The following is a 17,119-nucleotide window of genomic DNA, read 5'->3' as shown; positions in this document are numbered from 1 at the left end:
GGAGAAAGCGGGGAGGGTTGAATTTTGTATAACGGATCTCATCCCGGATGCAGATCGCGGTTTAGTTTGTGATCTGCGTTGCATTTTTAACCAACATGGCGTTGACGGTTTTATTTTTGAGGTTCAATGTCAACGTCGTGAAAACGATTGCAGAAACGATTTCACTTCCGTTTCAAAGAATCGCTTAACCGTAAATAAATGCTTACTCATCAAGGGGATATTTATGATTAACATCGATCTGAGAGGTTTGACTCCGGCTCCGGTTACACCCTTCACTCGCGATGGACGCGTAGACTATGATGCCATTCAGCGCCTCGGCAGCTGGCTGGGCAGCATCGACGGGGTGAAAGGTCTGGTGGTGCTGGGACACGCAGGGGAGGGGACTTTTCTGACCCAGGAAGAGCAGGCGAATGTGATCCGCGCGTTTGTGAAGTCCGTGGATGATAAGCTTCCGATTATTGCCGGCATCACCGGGGAAGGGACGGAAGTGGCTGCGCTGGAGGCGAAGCGCGCCGTTGCCGCCGGCGCATCCGCCGGTTTGCTCTATCCTTCCCACGGCTGGCTGCGCTTTGGCTATCAGGATGGCGCGCCTCAGGATCGCTACCGCGTGGTGTACGAAGAAAGCGGCCTGCCGCTGATTCTTTTCCAGTATCCGGATGTCACTAAAGCCACCTACAACCTGAAAACGCTGCTGGATATCTCCGCGCAGCCGGGCGTATTTGCCATGAAGAATGGCGTACGTAATATGCGCCGCTGGGATACCGAAATTCCGGTTATTCGCCGCGAGCGTCCGGATCTGCAAATCTTAAGCTGCCACGATGAATATCTGCTGCATACCGCCTTTGATGTGGATGGCTTCCTGGTCGGCTACGGCAATATCGCGCCTGAGCCGTTAATTGAAATGATTAAGGCGGGTAAAGCGGGCGATTACGTTAAAGCGCGTGAGCTGCACGACCGACTGCTGCCGGTGACCAAAAGCGTCTACCACCGCGGTTCGCACATGGAAGGTACCGTGGCCCTTAAACATGCTCTGGTTGCGCGCGGGATCCTTGAACATGCCACCGTTCGCTCACCGCTGCTGCCGCTCGAAAATGGCGCTGAAAAAGAGATCCACGACGCCATGCGCGCCGCTGAACTGGGCCGCGTCGGTTAATTTATTCTGCGTCTGTTGTTAATCCGCAATGCAGAGATATCGCTTACTGTATTGCGGATCATCGGTTACTTCGCCCCGGTATTTTTTGCTGCTCTTCATCATCACGTCGGGGCTTTCACCTCTGTATATTGCTGGGTGATTTATGAAACTATTAAGCTTTCGCGTTAATGATCAAAACAAATATGGCCTGGCGACCGCTGACGGCGTCATCGATCTGCAGGCGCGGTTTCCTCAATATGGCAGCCTGCTGGAATTTATACCGCATCTTCATCTTGTTGATACTCTGCCGCCGTCTGCGAAACAGGCGAGCTATTCTTTCGACGAGATCGCTTTCCTGCCGGTCATTACTGAACCGAAAAAAATTATCTGCGCTGGCGTGAATTATCGCGATAAAAATGCTGCCGGTAACGAGAAGCCCTCTAATCCTGTGCTATTCATCCGCTTTGCGGATTCACAGACCGGGCATCTGGCACCGCTCCTCAAGCCGGAACGCAGCAATGAGTTTGACTATGAAGGCGAAATGGCGCTGGTGATGGGCCGTGGAGGACGCAATATACCAGAGCAGGAGGCGCTGCATTATGTTGCCGGCTACAGCTGCTATATGGATGGCTCCGTGCGCGACTGGCAGCATGCCTGCTTTACCGGCGGCAAAAACTGGCCAGCGACGGGCGGCTTCGGCCCCTGGCTGGTGACCGGGGACGCTATCCCCGACCCGCAAAATCTGAATATTACCACCCGACTGAATGGCCAGACGGTGCAGCAGGATAATACGGGCAGCATGTTGTATTCAATTGCCGAACTCATTGCGTATATCAGCACCTTCAGCGCGCTCTCTCCGGGAGATGTCATTCTGACCGGCACGCCCGGAGGCATCGGAAAAAAACGTACCCCGCCGCTCTTTATGCAGCCCGGGGACAGGGTGGAAGTCGAGATTGAGCAGATCGGATGCCTGATAAATAGCGTGCGCAGCGATGCCGCGGTAGCGCGATAAGTTATCGTTTTGTATCTAAAAACAGGGTGAGAGCGCGTTTGCCCGGCGGCCAGGACTTGCAGGCCATTTAATCATGTAAAGGGTTAATGCCGGACAGGGAGCCGTGGAGGCAATGTATGATATTGGTTCAGTTTCTGGTGGTGCTGCTGTTTCTGTACATCGGCATGCGGGTCGGGGGGATCGGCGTGGGGTTTGCCGGCGGCGCCGGCGTGATTGTCCTCAGCGCGCTCGGCGCCACGCCGGGTGATATGCCGATGCTGGTTATCGTATTTATCATGGTGGTGATCGTGGCGATTGCCGCCATGCAGGAGGCCGGCGGTATTGAATACCTTGTTGACTTCACCGAGCGCCTGCTGCGCCGCTATCCGCGATTGTTAGTCATCACCGCGCCCCTTTCCACCTGGCTATTAACCATGATGGCCAGCACCGGGCAGGTCTCTTTTGCCTGTATGCCGGTTATTGTCGGCGTGGCGAAAGAGAACAATATAAAACCCACCCGGGCGCTTGCTCTTTCGGTCGGCGCCTCTTTGCTGGGCATTGTGGCGTCGCCCATTTCTGCGGCGGTGATTTTCTTCTCGGGGATTCTGGAAAAGGGCCATTCTGGCTGGGGCTATATTGAGCTTATTGCGGTATCAATCCCGTCCACCTTTCTGGCGCTGCTGGTCACCTCCGTTTTTTACCTGTGCTGGGACAGGATCCGCCAGCAGGATCGGCTCAATGACAATCCGGTTCAGGTGCAGGCAAGGACTGCGCGGGCGATCCCGCCCTGCGCCGGTCGTTCGGTGCTGATTTTTATCATCGGGTTGGTTGTGGTGCTGGTTTATGCGATTGTCACCAGTCCGAAACTCGGGCTGATTGCCCATCCGATCATGAGCAGCGGACAGGCGCGGGTAGGGGTGATGATGGGCGTTGCGCTGCTGATTGTGGTGTGCTGCCGGGTTAACGTACACAAGGTCCCGTCCGGCTCGGTATTTAAAACCGGGATGACCTCCTGCATCTGTATTCTCGGCGTTGCCTGGCTGGGTTCAACCTTTATGGACAGTAATCAACAGTGGTTGCAAAGCGCGGTCTCGTCACACTTGCTGGATTCGCCCATGATGCTGGCCATTATTATTATGGCGGCCTCATGCTTCTTGTATTCTCAGGCGGCTTCCACAAAAATTTTATTCCCCGCCGCGCTGAGTATGGGCGTTGCCCCGGCTATTTTGGTTGCCTGCTTCCCGGCAACGGCTTCTCTTTTTATTCTGCCAAACTATCCGACGCTGCTGGCGGCAGTAGAGCTGGATGATACCGGCTCCACCAGACTGGGCCGACATATTATCGATCACCCTTTTCTGCTGCCGGGCCTGGCATCGGTCCTGCTTTCAATGCTCTTCGCCGCGGGGCTGGCTTATTGGATTCAGTGAATCGCCTGAGGCTTTTACTTTGAATACATCCGAAAACAAAACGGTTCACCGTCGGTGAACCGTTTTTTCGATATCAGGCTGCGAGATCTTTCATCACCTGAATAAATGCCTGAGAGACAGATTCTTCTTTATGGTGATGCCCATCCTCAATCACCCAGCGTCCGCCAGTCATCACCGCGGTAATGGGATTAGACGAGCAGGCGAAGATCCAGCGGTTGAGCAGCATCTGGTCTTCTGCGCTGGCGATAAAGGGATTCTGGCTATCCAATACGACCAGATCGGCCCGATATCCTACGCTTAGCTGGCCAATGTTTTGGCCCAGCGCTCTGGCGCCGCCTCGTAGCGCCCCTTGATACAGCACGTTGCCGACGTGAGGCTCGCCTGGGACGATGAGCCGGTTACGGCGCTGGGCTATCAGGCGCTGCCCGTATTCGAACCAGCGTAAATCCTCGCTGACGCTGACGCTAATGTGGCTGTCGGAACCAATTCCCCAGACGCCGTTATGCTCCAGATATTGTGGGCCAGGGAATATGCCATCGCCGAGATTGGCTTCGGTGGTCAGGCACAGGCCGGCCACCGCACCGGATGTGGCGATCTTCATCGTTTCCTGAGGCGTCAGATGAGTGGCGTGGATCAGGCACCAGCGCGAATCCACGGGGAGATGGTTGTACAGCCACTCCACCGGGCGCTCGCCGGACCAGGCCAGGCAGTCATCCACCTCTTTTTGCTGTTCAGCAATATGAATATGAATCGGCTGCTGGCCAGGATGGCAGGCCATAATGGCGCCAATCTGCTCCGGCGTAACGGCCCGTAATGAGTGGAAGCACAGACCGGTACGCTGCATTGGCTCGCCGGCCAGCCGCGATGTGAGCGACTCGTACATTGTCAGGTAGCTGTCGCTATCGTTGATAAAGCGGCGCTGTCCAACGGAGGGCGGCTGCGCGCCAAACCCGGCGTAACTGTACAGGACGGGCAGCAGCGTCAGGCCGATGCCGGTATGTTTCGCCGCGCTGGCGATACGCAGCGCTAATTCCGTCCGCTCTTCATAAGGCGCGCCGCTGCTGCTGTGATGCAGATAGTGGAATTCGGCGACCGAGGTGTACCCGGCTTTCAGCATTTCGATGTACAGATAGCTGGCGATGGTTTCCAGCTGTTCTGGCGTAATTTTATCTACCAGCCTGTACATCAGATCCCGCCAGGTCCAGAAGCTATCCGACGGGTTTCCCGCCACCTCCGTTAACCCGGCCATCGCCCGCTGGAAGGCATGGGAGTGCAGGTTCGGCATACCCGGCACGACGACACCTTTGATGCGCGTCGCCTGCGGATTCGGCGCTGCGTTCTTTTCCAGCGCGGTTATGATGCCTTCTTCGGACACGGTTATGCCGACATTATTTGCCCAGCCATCAGGCAACAGCGCTTTTTCTGCCAACCAGACTGCCATTTTACCACCTTATTATCAGTGCTAATGTATATACATGTACATATATATACATCTAACAGGTCATAGAGTAAACTGACAACGTCAGCATATGAGGAATGGTTAATGGCGCGTAACGACCTGTCAAATTCGGATTCCATGGATGAGTTACTTGAACATCCCGCCCCCTTTTATGAAAGGGTAAAGGCCATGATCAAAACCAAGATCCACAGCGGGGCATGGCCCGCGAATTACCGTGTTCCTTCTGAAAGCGAACTGGTCACGCTGTTTGGCTATAGCAGAATGACGATTAACCGCGCGTTGCGAGAACTGACCGCGGAGGGCTTGCTGGTGCGGATGCAGGGGGTCGGTACTTTTGTCGCCGAAATTCGCGGCCAGTCGGCGCTGCTGGACATTAACAATATCGCTGACGAAATCGCCAGCCGTGGCCATCGCCACCACGCCAGAGTCTTCAGACTGACGGAAATCGAAGCCGATGCCCAGCAGGCATTCAGCTTCGGCATGCAGCAGGGTTGCGGTCTGTACCATTCGCTGATTTGCCATTATGAAAATGGCGTACCGGTTATGCTGGAAGATCGACTGGTGAATATGCAGGTTGTGCCGGACTACCTGCAGCAGGATTTTACACGTATCACGCCGAACGCCTATCTCTCCTCAATTGCGCCGATTGTTGAAGGCGAACACGTTATTGAAGCGGTCAACGTCACGCGGGCCGAGTGTGTTTACCTGGAAATTGATGAACATACGCCTTGTCTGCTGGTCAATCGTCGGACGTGGACCGGCCGACAGGAGAAGAAAATCGTCACCAGCGTGCGCCTGGTCTATCCCGGTCCGCGTTACCGCCTGGAAGGGAGCATGCGCAAATGATCCGTCTGCTCCCTGCCGGGTTGTATACGGAAATGCCCTGGAAAAACGGCCAGGGCATGACGCGCGAAGTGGCCCGCTATCCGGAAGCGGGGGAATATGACTGGCGTATTTCCCTGGCGACCATTCGCCAGCCTGGTCCGTTCTCCGCATTTCCCGGCTACCTGCGCAATATCAGCGTGCTGGAAGGCGGCGGGATGTACCTGACAATCGATGGGCAGCGCAGCGCATTGATTGCGCCTTTCCAGGCGCTGGGGTTTAACGGCGCGAGCGGCGTATCCTGTGAGATTGTCGGCGGCCCGCTGCTGGATTTTAATGTGATTTACCGGGAAGCCGCTCTGCGGGCGACGGTGAGCTGGTGCGGGGCGGGAACGTGGTCGCATCAGGGCGGACTGCGGATATTGTTTAATGCCGGGCCCGCGCTGCGGGTGAGCGTCGGCGACCAACGCTATTTACTGGAACATTACGACAGCCTGCTGGTGGATGAAGCGGTGGCGCTGGTTATCCAGGACTCTCCGGGCGCGCGTCTGGCCCGCATCACGCTGATTCCCCTTTAATCACGCCGCAGGCTCCTTCTGCGGCGCCTGTTGTCACTCCTCTTCGCACAATGCCTGCAGCATCGCGCTGAGTTCGCCCTGATGAATCAGGGCGCGTAGCGCATGTATATCGGGGTAGAGCTGCGTATCTTTATCCCGGAACGGCACCGCCTGACGCACTCTCTCCAGCGTCGCCTCGCTGCCCACGGCGGCACGCAGCGGGCGATGGAACTCCAGCGCCTGACAGGCGCACAGCAGTTCGATGGCGACGATGTCCACGGCGTTTTCTACCGCCTTAAGCGCTTTACGTGCGGCGGCAACTCCCATGCTGACATGATCTTCCTGACCGGCGCAGGTGGATACCGTGTGGATACTGGCCGGGCCGGCCAGACTGCGGTTATCGCCCGCCAGCGCAGCGGCGACGTAGGGTGGGATCATCATCCCGGAGTACCCCGAATCCGGCGAGATAAGAAAGGCCGGCAGCCCGCTGAGATGCGTATTGGTTATTCGGTCGCAACGGGCCTGGGAAGCGGTGCTCAACTGGGCAATCGCAACGGCCAGCGCATCCAGCGCCAGCGCCGTTGGCGCACCGTGACCGTTGCCCCCTGGCATCACGATAAGCCTGTCTTCTTCTACCAGAAACAGCGGGTTATCGGTCACCGAATTGAGTTCGATGGTCATAATCTGCCGACAGTGGGCCAGCTGGTCGCGCACCGCGCCGTGGATCTGGGGGATACAGCGTAAACTAAGCGCGTCCTGAACCCGGTGGTCGCGATAACGCGCCAGGATCTCGCTGCCTTTCAGCAGGCGGCGCAGGTTTTGCGCGGTTTCCCGCTGTCCGGGATGAGGGCGCAGGGCGTGCAGGCGGGCATCGTAGCCGCGCGTATTGCCCCGCATGGCCTCGAGGCACATCCCGCCCGCCATATCGGCGACGGGGAGCAGACGCTGGAAATCCGCCACGGCCAGGCAGCCCAGCGCGGTGATCTCATAGGTGCCGCCGACCAACGCGTGACCCTCTCTGGGGCCGGGAACATAGGGCGGGATACCCGCCCGCGTCAGCGCCTGTTGCGCCGGCAGCAGTTCTCCCTGATACCAGCATTTGCCCTCGCCGAAGACCGCAAGGCCGATATGGGCGGTGGCAATCAGATAACCGACGGAGCCGCCGGCGGGTGACCACGGCGTGACCTGACGGTTCAACATATCGGCGATACGCTGCGCCAGCGCCGGGGTGACGCCGCTGTATCCCTGCAGCAGGGATTTTAACGTCACCGCCATCATGGCCCGCACTTCACGCACCGTCAGGTCCGGACCGACTCCGCAGGCGTGGCTGCGCAGCATATTCAGCTGAGTATCCGTCATCCTGTCCGGGGAAAGCCGGGTGGTGACCAGATCGCCGACACCGGTCGTCAGCCCGTAGATTACCTGGCCTTGTTCAATGGCGCGCTGAATACGGCTGCTGACCCGCGCCATATTATCCAGCGCCGCCTTCTCCAGCGCGATCGGCGCGCCGTCGGCAATCCGCACTATCTCATCCACAGTACCCGGTGCCTGCCCGAGGGTAATGCTGCCGTTCAGAGGAGTTGTCATGTCTGCGACCTTATTGGCTAAATCCGTGTTTTACCAGCCACTCATGCGCGATATCGTCGATGCTGACAAATTCGGCAATTTTCTCGTTCATGTCGATCAGATCTTCAGTCGTTAGCTGAGCAGAGACTTTGTTCAGCGTGGTGGTCACGGCGTCATCCAGCGCTTCACTGGCGACGATTGGCACAATATTTTGCGCCGCGAACAGATGTTTTGTGTCTTCCAGCACGACAAGGCGATCTTTTTTGATTGCTGGCGAGGTTGAAAGCAGATCGGCGACCTGGACCTGGTTATTTTTCATGGCGCTGAGCGTCAGCGGCCCGCCGACGTCCAGCACTTTAAAACTCTTAAAGTTCAGCCCGTACACGTCGCGCAGGCCGGAGAGCCCCTCATGGCGGGTTTTCCATTCCGCCGGGCCGCCCAGCACCAGCTGGCTGGCAACAGGCTGTAAATCGGCGATGGTTTTCAGTTTATATTTATCGGCGGTTTTCTGCGTCACGGCCAGAACGTCGATATCCTGAGCCTGGGAGATCTGCAGCATTTTAACTTTCTCCGGCAGCTTAGCGGCCAGCTCTCTGGCGACGTCCTCACTACCGTGTGCCGCATTTTTCGCATCCAGATAGCTCAACAGCGCGCCGCTGTATTCCGGGATCAGCGTGATGGAGCCGTCCAGCAGCGCCGGGATATACACTTCGCGGCTGCCGATGTTCAGCTTTTTCTCCACCGGGATGTTTTGCGCTTCTAACGCACCCGCATAAATGGTGCCCAGCAGTTGGCTTTCCGGGAAGTCTGCAGAACCGACAATGACTTTCGGCGCGGCCCAGGCCGATGAGGTCGCCGACAGCAGCAGCGCTGAACACAGCGTCAAAATACGTTTTTTCATATTCATTGAGGTATCCTTTTGAGCAGTGGAATGAGGTTATGGGTTTTTAATACGCCGGGTAATACCGGGTGAAACGACTATTTTTTGCGAGAAAGAGAACAAGCAGTCGATCAGTAAAGCCAGTAGCGCCACCAGCATGGCGCCGGCGATCATCTGGCTGAAATCGTTCGCCGCGCGTCCGTCAATAATCAGACGTCCGAATCCCCCCAGCGAGACATAGGCTGCGATGGTGGCGGTGGAAATAATCTGCAACGTGGCGCTGCGCACGCCGGAGAGGATCAGCGGAAGCGCGCAGGGCAACTCCACCTGTAGCAGGATCTGCAGCCGCGTCATCCCCATGCCGCGAGCGGCATCAAGGACATAGGGATCGAGCGCGCGAATACCCGCATGCACACCCAGCGCAATCGGCGGGAGCGCCAGCGCCACCAGCACCAGAATACAGGGCAGAATAAAGGCCATATCGGACTCAAACTCGCCGGAAAGTAAAATCACCAGCAGAATAATCAGCCCAAATGAGGGCAGGGAGCGCAGGGCGTTGGTGGTACCGATGAGCAGGCCTTCCCCTTTACCGGTATGGCCGGTGTAGCAGCCGACGGGAAACGCGATGATAAAGGCGATCGCCAGAGCGACAGCGCTATAGCTGATGTGCTGCGCCAGAAGGGGGAAAATGCCGCCCTCACCAAACCAGTGGATGGGATCCATAAACCAGGTAAGCATAATTATCCTCTCTGAGGTTGCCAGCGGCTGAGTTGACGAGTGGCGTAAACCACCAGCATATCCAGCAGCAGCGCCAGAATGATGCTGAGCGCGATCCCGGCGATGATGGGCGTCAGAAATTGCAGCTGGAAGCCCAGGGTAAACAGCGAGCCGAGCTGCGGTGCGCCGATTAATGCCGCGACGGAAACGATACTGACGTTAGACACCACGGCAACGCGCAGGCCGGAACCAATCACCGGCACGGCCAGCGGCAGGTCGATCTGGAAAAACTGCTGAGCGGGTTTATACCCGAGCGCTGCCGCGGACTGACGGGTATCGGCCGATACGGAGTCCAGCCCGTCGCAGACGGTGCGAACCAGTAGCGCAAAGCTGTAGATGGTCAGTGCGACCACAACATTAATGGGGTCCAGAATCTGCGTGTGGAGCAGCGGGGGCAGCAGCACAAACAGCGCCAGTGACGGAATGGTATAGAGTAGGCCAAACAGGTTAACGATCGCCGACTTGACCGATGGCAGGTGGTGAATGCCCCAGCCGACAGGGATCGCCAGAATTAACCCTATCACTACCGGCACAATTGCGAGATAGCTGTGCCAGAGAAACAGGTTGAATATTTTATCGCTCTGCGCCCATAGCCAATCGAATCTCATGCTCCCTCCTGGCGCGTGGATTTACACATGTCGAGTACTTGATCGAGGTGGATGGTCCCCTGCGGGATTTGCCGTTCATCGACGATCACGGCCCGATGGTTGGGCGAGCTCAGCGCAGCGTCCAGCAAATGGCGCAACGGGCTCCCCTGCTGGTGGAACGTCGCCCCCAGATTGATGTTGTCGTGGGTAATCGCTGTTGCCGGCTGATGGGTGTCGAACCAGCCAAACGCTTTGCCGTTTTGGGTAACCAGCAGCCAGCGGTCGATGGCCATCTCTTTGGCCTGCTCGAAGGAACAATCCAGCTCGGCATAGGGCTCGTTGCGTAACCCGGTTTCTGTGTCGGCGGCGTGGAAACTCAGTTTGCGATAGCCTCTGTCTTTGCCGATAAAGTCCGCCACAAAGGCGTTTTGCGGCGTATTGAGCAGTTTGCCTGGGGAGGCCATCTGCGCCAGCTTGCCGCCAGGTTTAAGTACCGCGACCAGGTCGCCGAGCTTCATGGCTTCATCAATATCGTGAGTGACCATAATGATGGTTTTGCTCACCTCTTTCTGAATACGCAAAAACTCTTCCTGCAGCTGTTCGCGGACCACCGGGTCGACCGCGCTGAACGGTTCGTCCATCAACATAAACTCCGGGTCTGCCGCCAGGGCGCGGGCAACGCCCACGCGCTGCTGCTGGCCTCCGGAAAGCTGCCAGGGGAAGCGTTTGGCGATTTGCGGATCCAGACCGACGACTTCCAGTAATTCCCCGGCTCTGGCTCTGGCTTTACTTTTGGCGGCGCCGTTGAGAATCGCGGTGGTGGCAATGTTATCGATAATGTTTTTATGGGGGAATAAACCTGCATTTTGAATGACATAGCCAATACGGCGGCGCAGTTGCACGATATCCATTTGCTCGGTGGCTTCGCCGTTAAGCAGGATCCGGCCCGATGACGGTTCCACTAACCGGTTAATCATCCGCAATGAGGTGGTTTTTCCACAGCCCGAAGGGCCGACAAATACCGTAATTTTGCCCCCCGGCGCTACCAGGCTAAGGCCATCTACTACGACCGAACCGTTGTCGTAGTGCTTAGTCACATTCTGGAAGGTAATCATCTTCACGCCTCTGATTGGTGTGTGGTGTTCCCGAATACAGGGGAGTCACGCGACAAAATGCTGCTATGTATAATCTTGTATGTACAACTAGCAAAACTTGTGCCACTGCCAGAGGAATACGCAATGATATGATTGCTTAGTTATTTTAAAACAATTGCTTAGAGTGAATTTGCGTTGTCTGGTACTGCCGTCTATGGCGAGATAAGAAGTCATGACGAGATAGAAAATGCACTGGTGTTATCTTTTTGTGATGTTTTAGTGCACAAAAATAAGGCATAGAGCTGTATTTTTGCACCGTAATGGCCCATCATCACGGTGTGTTCACGAGTGTATAGCGCAGTATGTCCTTCTGTTTTTATGTTAATTTTTTGAATTTTATTGGTTTTATAAATTAATTTCTAACCTGGCATCCAATATGCTTATCATGTATATACAATTAAAATGCGAATAACAAAACTAACAATTAATTAACACATGACAGGTAACGGATAAGAAGGTAAAGCGCATGAGTAAACAAGCAACCCGTTTTCGCGATGTTGAAATCAGAGCCCCGCGAGGCACTAAGCTGAACGCAAAAAGTTGGTTCACAGAGGCGCCGCTGCGCATGCTGATGAACAACCTGGATCCCGATGTCGCCGAAAATCCAAAAGAGCTGGTGGTGTACGGCGGTATTGGCCGGGCGGCCCGCAACTGGGAATGCTACGACAAGATCGTTGAGACCCTGAAGCAGCTCAATGATGATGAAACGCTGCTGATCCAGTCCGGTAAACCGGTGGGGGTTTTCAAAACCCACGACAACGCCCCGCGGGTGCTGATCGCCAACTCCAACCTCGTGCCGCACTGGGCAAACTGGGAGCACTTCAACGAGCTTGATGCACAAGGTCTGGCGATGTACGGGCAAATGACGGCCGGCTCATGGATCTACATCGGCAGCCAGGGCATTGTTCAGGGCACTTACGAAACGTTTGTGGAAGCCGGGCGCCAGCACTATAACGGTAGCCTGCGCGGACGCTGGGTGCTGACAGCGGGTCTGGGGGGCATGGGCGGCGCTCAGCCGCTGGCCGCAACCCTGGCGGGAGCCTGTTCGCTGAATATTGAATGCCAGCAGTCGCGTATCGACTTCCGTCTGCGTACCGGCTATGTCGATGAGCAGGCGAGCGACCTGGATGACGCCCTGGCCCGCATCGCCCGCTATACCGCAAAAGGAGAAGCGGTATCCATCGCGCTGCATGGCAACGCGGCGGAAATTTTACCGGAGCTGGTAAGACGCGGCGTGCGCCCGGATATGGTGACCGACCAGACCAGCGCACACGATCCCCTCAACGGTTATCTGCCGCTGGGCATGAGCTGGGAAGACTACCGCGCTCGCGCGCAGTCCCACCCGGTGGAGACGATCAACGCGGCGAAATCTTCAATGGCCGAACACGTTAAAGCCATGCTCGCCTTCAGGCAGCAGGGCATTCCCACCTTCGATTACGGCAACAACATCCGCCAGATGGCGAAAGAGATGGGGGTGGAAAACGCTTTTGACTTCCCAGGCTTTGTTCCCGCCTATATTCGTCCGCTGTTCTGCCGGGGGATTGGCCCATTCCGCTGGGCGGCGCTTTCCGGCGATCCGCAGGATATCTACCGTACCGACGCGAAAGTTAAAGCGCTAATACCCGATGACGAACACCTCCACCACTGGCTGGATATGGCCAGAGAGCGCATCAGCTTCCAGGGGCTGCCGGCCCGGATCTGCTGGGTCGGCCTGGGACAGCGCGCCCGGCTGGGCCTGGCGTTTAACGAAATGGTCCGCAGCGGCGAGCTGTCGGCACCGATCGTGATCGGCCGCGATCATCTTGACTCCGGCTCCGTTGCCAGCCCTAACCGCGAAACGGAAGCGATGCAGGACGGCTCCGACGCGGTCTCCGACTGGCCGTTGCTGAACGCGCTGCTGAATACCGCCAGTGGCGCGACCTGGGTTTCCCTGCACCATGGCGGCGGCGTAGGGATGGGCTTCTCCCAGCACTCCGGCGTCGTCATTGTATGCGACGGCAGCGATGAAGCGGCGGAGCGCATCGCCCGGGTGCTGAGCAACGACCCGGCCACCGGTGTGATGCGCCATGCGGATGCGGGTTATGACATCGCGATTGAATGCGCCAGAGAGCAAGGACTCAACTTGCCAATGATTGCGGACTAATTTCTCCGGCGAAGGGGGCAATGTATCCCCTTCGCCTCACCGGAGTGCTGCCATGAATAATAACAACACAACATACATCGAAACACGTTCTATTGAACCCATCCCTGACGGTGAACGCCACGGTAGCATTTTTAGCCAGTTCACCCTGTGGCTGGGGGCTAACCTGCAAATCACCGCCATGGTCACTGGCGCATTAACTATTGTATTCGGCGGGGATGTTTTCTGGTCGCTGGCCGGTCTTATGCTGGGGCAGATTGCCGGTGGGATTGTGATGGCATTGCATGCCGCGCAAGGGCCGCAGCTGGGGATACCACAGATGATCAGCAGCCGGGTACAGTTCGGCGTCTACGGCGCCTGCCTGCCGATTCTGCTGGTCTGCCTGATGTACCTTGGCTTTATCGCCACCGGGGCGGTGCTGTCCGGCCAGGCGATCTCAGCGGTTTTCCATACTACGGAAACCAGCGGCATTCTGCTTTTTGCTGCCGCCACGCTGGTTATCGCCTATGTCGGCTATCGTTTGATCCACCTGTTGGGTAAGCTGGCGAGCCTGGTGGGGATTATCGCGTTTATCTACCTGCTGTGGAAAATCAGTTCCTTTCCGGCTATTGGCGACCTGCTGAGTATCCGACCCTTTAGCTGGAGTACGTTTTTAACCGCCACCGGCCTTGCGGCTTCCTGGCAGATCACCTTTGGCCCCTATGTTGCCGATTATTCCCGCTATCTGCCGCGCAGCACCTCTCCCGGGAAGGTCTTTTTCGCCGTCGGGAGCGGTTCGGTGATTGGCGCGCAAATCGCCATGACCGTCGGGGTGCTGGCTGCCGCTCTCTCTCAGGGAAAACTGGTCGGTCATGAGGTGGACTATATCGTCGGCCTGGGCGGCACCGGCGCGATTGCCACGCTGTTATATCTGAGCATCGCGTTTGGTAAACTGACGATCAATACCCTGAATGCCTACGGCAGCCTGATGTGCCTGGCGACGGTGTACAGCTGCGGGAAGCAGCGAGTGCGCGTAAGCCAGTCGGTACGTCTGCTGGTGCTGGCGATGATTATTACCCTGGCGACCGCTATCGCGATTATCGGGCAACACTCTTTCCTGTCGGCTTTTAAATCCTTCCTGTTGTTCCTGTTGACTTTCTTTACACCGTGGAGCGCGATTAACCTGGTGGATTACTATTTCTTCAACCATCAGGCGATAGACATGGAGGCGCTGAACGATCCGAACGGGAAATATCGGGCGTGGAATGTGACGGGGCTCGGGGTTTATCTCGTTGGAGTGGCGGTACAGACGCCGTTTATTGATAGTGGATTCTATTCCGGCCCATTCGTGAAGATGCTGGGCGGTATCGATATCTCCTGGCTTATTGGGCTGGCGCTACCGGCGGGGCTCTACTATGTCCTGCGCAAAGCGCAGTCCGCAGCGGCGGCTGGCGCCGCCATCAGTCGTTAAAGGAGAGCGCCATGTATACCCTTTGGCACCACTGCCGGATCGCCACCATGGCCGCAGGGCATTATCAGTTGCTTGACGATGGCGCGATGCTGACCGACGGCGCAGTGCTGTTATGGGTCGGGAACCGGGCAGAATTGCCGGACTTACCCGTTGCGCAGCGGGTGGATTTGCAGGGCAGGGTGGTCACGCCGGGACTGGTGGATTGTCATAGCCACGCGGTGTTTGGCGGCGACCGGGCCCGGGAATTTGAAATGCGTCTCAACGGGGCGAGCTATGCGGAGATCGCGGCTGGCGGCGGCGGGATCGCCAGTACAGTCAACGCCACGCGACAGGCCAGCGAAAGCCAGTTGCTGGAGAGCGCGCGGCAGCGTATCCGGGAGCTGTGCCGGGACGGCGTAACGGCGCTGGAGATCAAATCCGGCTACGGCCTGGATCTGGCTAACGAACGTAAAATGCTGCGGGCGATCCGCCGTTCAGGCGACATATTGCCGCTGACCGTGCGCAGTACCTGCCTGGCGGCCCATGCGGTGCCCGTCGAGTATCAGGAGCGGGCGGATGCCTGGATTGACTATATTTGCGAACGACTGCTGCCGGAACTGCATCAGGAAGGGCTGGTGGATGCGGTGGATGCGTTCTGCGAACACCTGGCATTTTCGCCCTCGCAAGTGGAGCGGGTCTTTCAGAAGGCCCGAGAACTGGGGCTGCCAGTGAAGCTCCATGCTGAACAGCTAACGCTACAGCATGGGGCGGCGTTGGCCGCTCGCTACCATGCGCTGTCGGCGGATCATCTGGAATATTTGTGCGAAGAAGATATCGCCGCAATGGCACGCCATGGGACGGTGGCGGTGCTGCTGCCGGGCGCCTATTACTTCCTGCGTGAGAAACAGCTACCGCCGCTGGATCTGCTGCGTCAGTACCGGGTGCCGATTGCCCTCGCCAGCGATTTAAATCCCGGCACCTCGCCGGTGTTGTCCCTGCGTCTGATGATGAATATGGCCTGTACGCTATTCCGCATGACGCCGGAAGAGGCGTTGGCTGGCGTGACGCTTAACGGCGCGAAGGCGCTGGGGCTGGATACCGTTTGTGGTTCTCTGGAAGCCGGAAAAGAGGCCAGCTTCGTGGCGTGGGATATCGCTCATCCGGCGGAGCTAAGCTACTGGCTGGGAGGCTCCCTTTCGAAACAGGTGATTTATCAAGGTAAGGAGGTTTATTGTGATTAAGGCGTTTGATTTGCAGCAGGGGAACCTGCCGCTTCTGGTCAGTATGCCCCACCCGGGAACGTTATTAACCCCCGAAGTCGACCAGGGGCTCACGCCGAGGGCGAAGCGTCTGGAAGATACCGACTGGCATATTCCCTTGCTCTATCAGACCATCGCGGATATGGGAGCCAGCACGTTATGCGCCCGCTATTCCCGCTATGTGGTGGATATCAATCGCCCGGCGGATGATAAACCGCTTTACAGCACGGCGACAACCGGGCTGTTTACCGATATCTTTTTTGACGGAGAAGCCCTGTTCGTGCCGGGCGGTGCGCCTGACGCGGCGGCGAAGGACGCGATCCTAAAACAGGTCTGGCAGCCTTATCACCAGGCGCTTGCCGCTGAACTGGCACGTCTGCGTGAGAAATTTGGCTATGCGCTGTTGTGGGATGCGCACTCGATCAAATCCGTGGTGCCGCGCTTGTTTGAAGGGCGCCTGCCGGATCTGAACTTTGGTACGGCGGACGGCGCCAGCTGTTCGACGCAGCTCAGCCAGGCGCTGCTGGCAAGCTGCAATGCGTTCCCGCAGTATAGCCGGATACTCAATGGCCGCTTTAAAGGCGGATACATCACCCGTCACTATGGCGATCCCGTCAACCATATTCATGCTGTTCAGCTAGAAATGGCCCAGTGCTGCTATATGGATGAGGAGAGCTTTGCTTATCTTCCGGAGAAAGGGCAGCAGGCGCAACAACTGCTGGAGAGGTTGATTAATACTGCGTTGCAGTGGGGACGAGAGCAGTACGGCGAGCCCGGAATGTGAACGCGTATATTGAAAAGCTGAAGACAAAGGCACCCGAAAAGTCTGTAAAACAGCCGAAGGCGATAAGAAAGGTCAAATAAAGCGACGGCTTACCGCCTGCCTGGCTTCTTCTGAAGAGAGGGGGAATGCGGGCCGTTAGCGCACCCCCCTTATAT

General features: G+C 57.2%; 15 protein-coding genes. 9 read left to right on the top strand and 6 right to left on the bottom strand.

Features of this window, described 5'->3' with window-relative positions; translation table 11 throughout:
• Nucleotides 1-223: 223 nt before the first annotated feature.
• The 3 genes from ACESQ2_RS02100 to ACESQ2_RS02090 all read left to right on the top strand — a co-directional run bounded on the left by ACESQ2_RS02100 (nucleotide 224) and on the right by ACESQ2_RS02090 (nucleotide 3,550).
• Complete coding sequence (locus ACESQ2_RS02100; protein ID WP_004848004.1) at nucleotides 224-1,153, top strand: dihydrodipicolinate synthase family protein; 930 nt, start codon at nucleotides 224-226, stop codon at nucleotides 1,151-1,153.
• A gap of 142 nt (nucleotides 1,154-1,295) precedes the next feature.
• Entirely contained in the window at nucleotides 1,296-2,144 is an 849-nt protein-coding gene (locus ACESQ2_RS02095) for a fumarylacetoacetate hydrolase family protein (RefSeq protein ID WP_373170123.1), read from the top strand.
• A gap of 116 nt (nucleotides 2,145-2,260) precedes the next feature.
• The gene (locus ACESQ2_RS02090) at nucleotides 2,261-3,550 is read left to right on the top strand and encodes an anaerobic C4-dicarboxylate transporter family protein (RefSeq protein WP_368767691.1); all 1,290 of its coding nucleotides are present in this window, start codon (nucleotides 2,261-2,263) and stop codon (nucleotides 3,548-3,550) included.
• 73 nt (nucleotides 3,551-3,623) lie between these two features.
• Here the strand turns inward: ACESQ2_RS02090 and ACESQ2_RS02085 are convergent, their stop codons facing one another.
• A complete protein-coding gene (locus tag ACESQ2_RS02085) occupies nucleotides 3,624-4,991 on the bottom strand; it encodes a formimidoylglutamate deiminase (RefSeq protein WP_049070924.1) in 1,368 nt (455 codons plus the stop codon).
• A 102-nt stretch (nucleotides 4,992-5,093) separates the two neighbouring features.
• On the opposite strand from ACESQ2_RS02085, the gene hutC reads away from it, so the two are divergent.
• On the top strand, nucleotides 5,094-5,855 hold the full coding sequence (hutC, locus tag ACESQ2_RS02080; RefSeq protein ID WP_004848014.1) for a histidine utilization repressor: 762 nt from the start codon (nucleotides 5,094-5,096) through the stop codon (nucleotides 5,853-5,855).
• Nucleotides 5,852-6,409, top strand: a complete 558-nt coding sequence (locus ACESQ2_RS02075) for a HutD family protein (RefSeq protein WP_038424105.1) — start codon at nucleotides 5,852-5,854, stop codon at nucleotides 6,407-6,409. Before hutC ends, ACESQ2_RS02075 begins: the two co-directional genes overlap by 4 nt.
• Nucleotides 6,410-6,442: 33 nt before the next feature.
• Here ACESQ2_RS02075 and hutH read toward each other — a convergent pair whose 3' ends face one another.
• Genes hutH through ACESQ2_RS02050 form a run of 5 tightly spaced genes read right to left on the bottom strand, consistent with a single transcriptional unit; the run spans nucleotide 6,443 to nucleotide 11,313 of the window.
• Nucleotides 6,443-7,975, bottom strand: coding sequence for a histidine ammonia-lyase (hutH, locus tag ACESQ2_RS02070; protein WP_373170122.1), 1,533 nt, complete (start codon nucleotides 7,973-7,975; stop codon nucleotides 6,443-6,445).
• Nucleotides 7,976-7,985: 10 nt separating this feature from the next.
• Complete coding sequence (locus ACESQ2_RS02065; protein ID WP_373170121.1) at nucleotides 7,986-8,861, bottom strand: ABC transporter substrate-binding protein; 876 nt, start codon at nucleotides 8,859-8,861, stop codon at nucleotides 7,986-7,988.
• 30 nt (nucleotides 8,862-8,891) lie between these two features.
• Nucleotides 8,892-9,572 (bottom strand): ABC transporter permease, encoded by a 681-nt coding sequence (locus ACESQ2_RS02060; protein WP_014228066.1) that lies wholly within the window; start codon nucleotides 9,570-9,572, stop codon nucleotides 8,892-8,894.
• Between the two features lie 2 nt (nucleotides 9,573-9,574).
• The gene (locus ACESQ2_RS02055) at nucleotides 9,575-10,219 is read right to left on the bottom strand and encodes an ABC transporter permease (protein ID WP_004848024.1); all 645 of its coding nucleotides are present in this window, start codon (nucleotides 10,217-10,219) and stop codon (nucleotides 9,575-9,577) included.
• Entirely contained in the window at nucleotides 10,216-11,313 is a 1,098-nt protein-coding gene (locus ACESQ2_RS02050) for an ABC transporter ATP-binding protein (protein WP_255850372.1), read from the bottom strand. Before ACESQ2_RS02050 ends, ACESQ2_RS02055 begins: the two co-directional genes overlap by 4 nt.
• A 505-nt stretch (nucleotides 11,314-11,818) precedes the next feature.
• On the opposite strand from ACESQ2_RS02050, the gene hutU reads away from it, so the two are divergent.
• The 4 genes from hutU to hutG are packed head-to-tail and all read left to right on the top strand — an operon-like array spanning nucleotide 11,819 to nucleotide 16,964.
• Nucleotides 11,819-13,495 (top strand): urocanate hydratase, encoded by a 1,677-nt coding sequence (gene hutU / locus ACESQ2_RS02045; RefSeq protein WP_025107236.1) that lies wholly within the window; start codon nucleotides 11,819-11,821, stop codon nucleotides 13,493-13,495.
• Nucleotides 13,496-13,547: 52 nt separating this feature from the next.
• Nucleotides 13,548-14,942 (top strand): cytosine permease, encoded by a 1,395-nt coding sequence (locus ACESQ2_RS02040; RefSeq protein WP_025107235.1) that lies wholly within the window; start codon nucleotides 13,548-13,550, stop codon nucleotides 14,940-14,942.
• 11 nt (nucleotides 14,943-14,953) lie between these two features.
• Complete coding sequence (hutI, locus tag ACESQ2_RS02035) at nucleotides 14,954-16,162, top strand: imidazolonepropionase (protein WP_373170120.1); 1,209 nt, start codon at nucleotides 14,954-14,956, stop codon at nucleotides 16,160-16,162.
• Entirely contained in the window at nucleotides 16,155-16,964 is an 810-nt protein-coding gene (hutG, locus tag ACESQ2_RS02030; RefSeq protein WP_072351744.1) for an N-formylglutamate deformylase, read from the top strand. The genes hutI and hutG overlap by 8 nt, the downstream gene beginning before the upstream one ends.
• The last annotated feature ends 155 nt before the right edge of the window (nucleotides 16,965-17,119 follow it).

Origin of the sequence: Klebsiella sp. Q11 (genome assembly GCF_964241505.1) — a bacterium.
Taxonomy (GTDB): Bacteria; Pseudomonadota; Gammaproteobacteria; order Enterobacterales; family Enterobacteriaceae; genus Klebsiella; species Klebsiella michiganensis.
The sequence above is the reverse complement of the archived record's forward strand: the minus strand, read 5'-3'. Positions and strand labels throughout refer to the sequence as shown.